Consider the following 2,145-nt stretch of genomic DNA (forward strand, 5'->3'; position numbering starts at 1 on the left):
GAAAACGTTGCCTCACCAGTTGATTGAAGGCTGTCTCATCGCGTCCCATACCGTGCAGGCGAAGGCTTCCTTCATCTATGTGAATCATGAGTATCATGAAGAGCGGCAGAATCTTAAAAAAGCCTTGGCTCAAGCGCGAGAACGGGGACTGCTCGGCAAAAATGTGCTGGGAAGCGGCTTCGATATAGAATTGGAAGTGTTTGAAGGCCATGGAAGCTACGTAGCCGGCGAAGAGACGGCAATGCTCGAGTCGATGCAGGGCCGTCCGGCGATGCCGCGGCAGAAACCGCCGTTTTATCCGACCGATTTCGGCCTCTATGGCAAACCGACCTTAGTCAATAATGTTGAGACGTTGTGCAATATACCGAGGATTCTTTCCAAAGGCGCCGGGTGGTTCCCGCAAACTGGGACGGAGAAATGCCCGGGTACTATGATGTTTTCGTTGAGTGGAGCGATCAATCGTCCCGGCGTGTATGAGATGCCGATGGGCGTGACGATTCGAGATCTGATTGAGCAATGTGGTGGTGGGGTGTCCAATGGTCGCAAGATCAAGGCGGTCTTTCCCGGCGGTCCGGCGTTTTCAATGGTGACGGCGGATCAACTCGATCTTCCCATGGACTTCGATTCGTTGAAAAAAGCCGGCACGGGGCTAGGATCGGCCGGTGTCATCGTCGTCGACGATGCCACCTGCATGGTGGCCAAGACGCTACACTTTTCCAGTTTTTTCAAGAATGAGAGTTGCGGGCAATGTCCGCCGTGCCGGATGGGGACCATCAATTTAGCCGCGCTGATGACCAAAATTGAATCGGGGCAGGGTACTCACAAAGATCTGGACAGTCTGCTCCAACTATGTGGATTCGTCAAAGGAACTGGGTACTGCACCCTTGTGACCGGAGCCGCAGTCTTGGTGCAAAGCAGTTTGAAGCTATTTCGTCACGAGTACGAAGATCATATTCGGCTGCAAAAATGTCCTTATCAGGAAACACCGGTCGGGATTGGCGCTCATTCCTCGGAGGAGTCATGCCGCGGGTGACTTTTCTTCATTCGGACGGCCGAAGCGGGGAGGTGGAAGAGAACATATCTCTCCTTGATGCCGCAAAAGAAGTGGGGTTTCGATTGAACCATGACTGTGGAGGAAATGCCTCCTGCACGACCTGCCGAGTTGAGGTCCAGATGGGGCATGAGCACCTCTCGGAGATTGATTTCGATGAGCAAGACTTGCTGGATCGGGAAGCATTGACGGAGCCCTGGCACCGTCTTGCCTGTCAGGCGCGTGTCTTGGGGGATGTCGTGGTACGTGTGCCGGAAGCCAAATGGGAGAATCCAACGACAACGACCACGGAAGCATGGGGTTGATATTCGAGAGAGAGGTGTTAGACTAACGTTCTGACCTGTTGGTGCGGGTTGGACTGATCTATAGAGGAGGAAGACGATGGTTACAATCACGTCGGTGGCGGAGCAGAAAATCAAGGAACTGATGGCCGAAGAAAAAGACGTGGTCGGATTGCGGGTATATGTCCGCGGCGGCGGGTGCCACGGCTACCAGTACGGGATGGCCTTTGAGTCCAAAATGGCAGAAGACGATACCATCATCGAAAAGGGTGAGGTGAAGCTCATTATGGATTCTCAGAGTGCGCCATTGCTTCAAGGTGCGGAAGTCGACTATGTCGACAGTGTTCAAGGCTCCGGCTTTTCAATTAAGAATCCACAGGCGAAGACCACGTGCGGCTGCGGCAGCTCGTTCAGCGCGTAGCTGCGTCGATACGGATTGTCGTACGGAAACTTATGAAGGACCCCCACGCCAGGACCGTTCGTACTTGAGCGGTCCTGGATTTTGATTCCACTCCAGAGACCACACGATCGAATGTCGCAGGTGTATGTGACAAGGCGCTATCGGTTTTGCGCCGCACACCGGCTTCACACGGACCGGCTGTCGCCTGAAGAAAACCGGGCGGCGTTCGGAAAATGTAATAATCCGAACGGGCATGGGCATAACTATGTCGTGTTGGTCACGATCAAGAACGGGACAACACAAGAACCTTGCAATCTCAATGGTCTCGACCGGCTGGTCAATGAGAGGATTATCGATCGGTTCGACCATCGTGACCTCAATAGCGACCCGGCGCTGGCAGAACTTACGACCAC

Annotated in this window: 4 protein-coding genes; all 4 read left to right on the forward strand. The window is 53.9% G+C overall.

Features of this window, described 5'->3' with window-relative positions:
- On the forward strand, nucleotides 1-1,033 hold a 1,033-nt coding region (locus ACOSYY_RS10195; protein WP_421662213.1), incomplete at its 5' end, for a complex I 51 kDa subunit family protein.
- Nucleotides 1,021-1,356: a 2Fe-2S iron-sulfur cluster-binding protein gene (locus ACOSYY_RS10200; RefSeq protein WP_421662215.1), complete on the forward strand. Its 336-nt coding sequence runs from the start codon at nucleotides 1,021-1,023 to the stop codon at nucleotides 1,354-1,356. The genes ACOSYY_RS10195 and ACOSYY_RS10200, both read left to right, overlap by 13 nt.
- Nucleotides 1,357-1,432: 76 nt before the next feature.
- Nucleotides 1,433-1,753 carry an iron-sulfur cluster insertion protein ErpA gene (gene erpA, locus ACOSYY_RS10205; RefSeq protein ID WP_421662216.1) on the forward strand — a complete coding sequence of 107 codons (321 nt, stop codon included), beginning with the start codon at nucleotides 1,433-1,435 and terminating at the stop codon, nucleotides 1,751-1,753.
- A gap of 111 nt (nucleotides 1,754-1,864) precedes the next feature.
- Nucleotides 1,865-2,145, forward strand: a 281-nt coding sequence (locus ACOSYY_RS10210; RefSeq protein WP_421662218.1) for a 6-carboxytetrahydropterin synthase, incomplete at its 3' end; no start/stop codon positions are given.

This window comes from Nitrospira sp. BLG_2, assembly GCF_049222245.1.

Coding starts and splice junctions, on each gene's coding strand:
- erpA (WP_421662216.1), top strand. CDS start 1,433: ATGGTTACAATCACGTCGGTGGCGGAGCAGAAAATCAAGGAACTGATG.
- ACOSYY_RS10200 (WP_421662215.1), top strand. CDS start 1,021: ATGCCGCGGGTGACTTTTCTTCATTCGGACGGCCGAAGCGGGGAGGTG.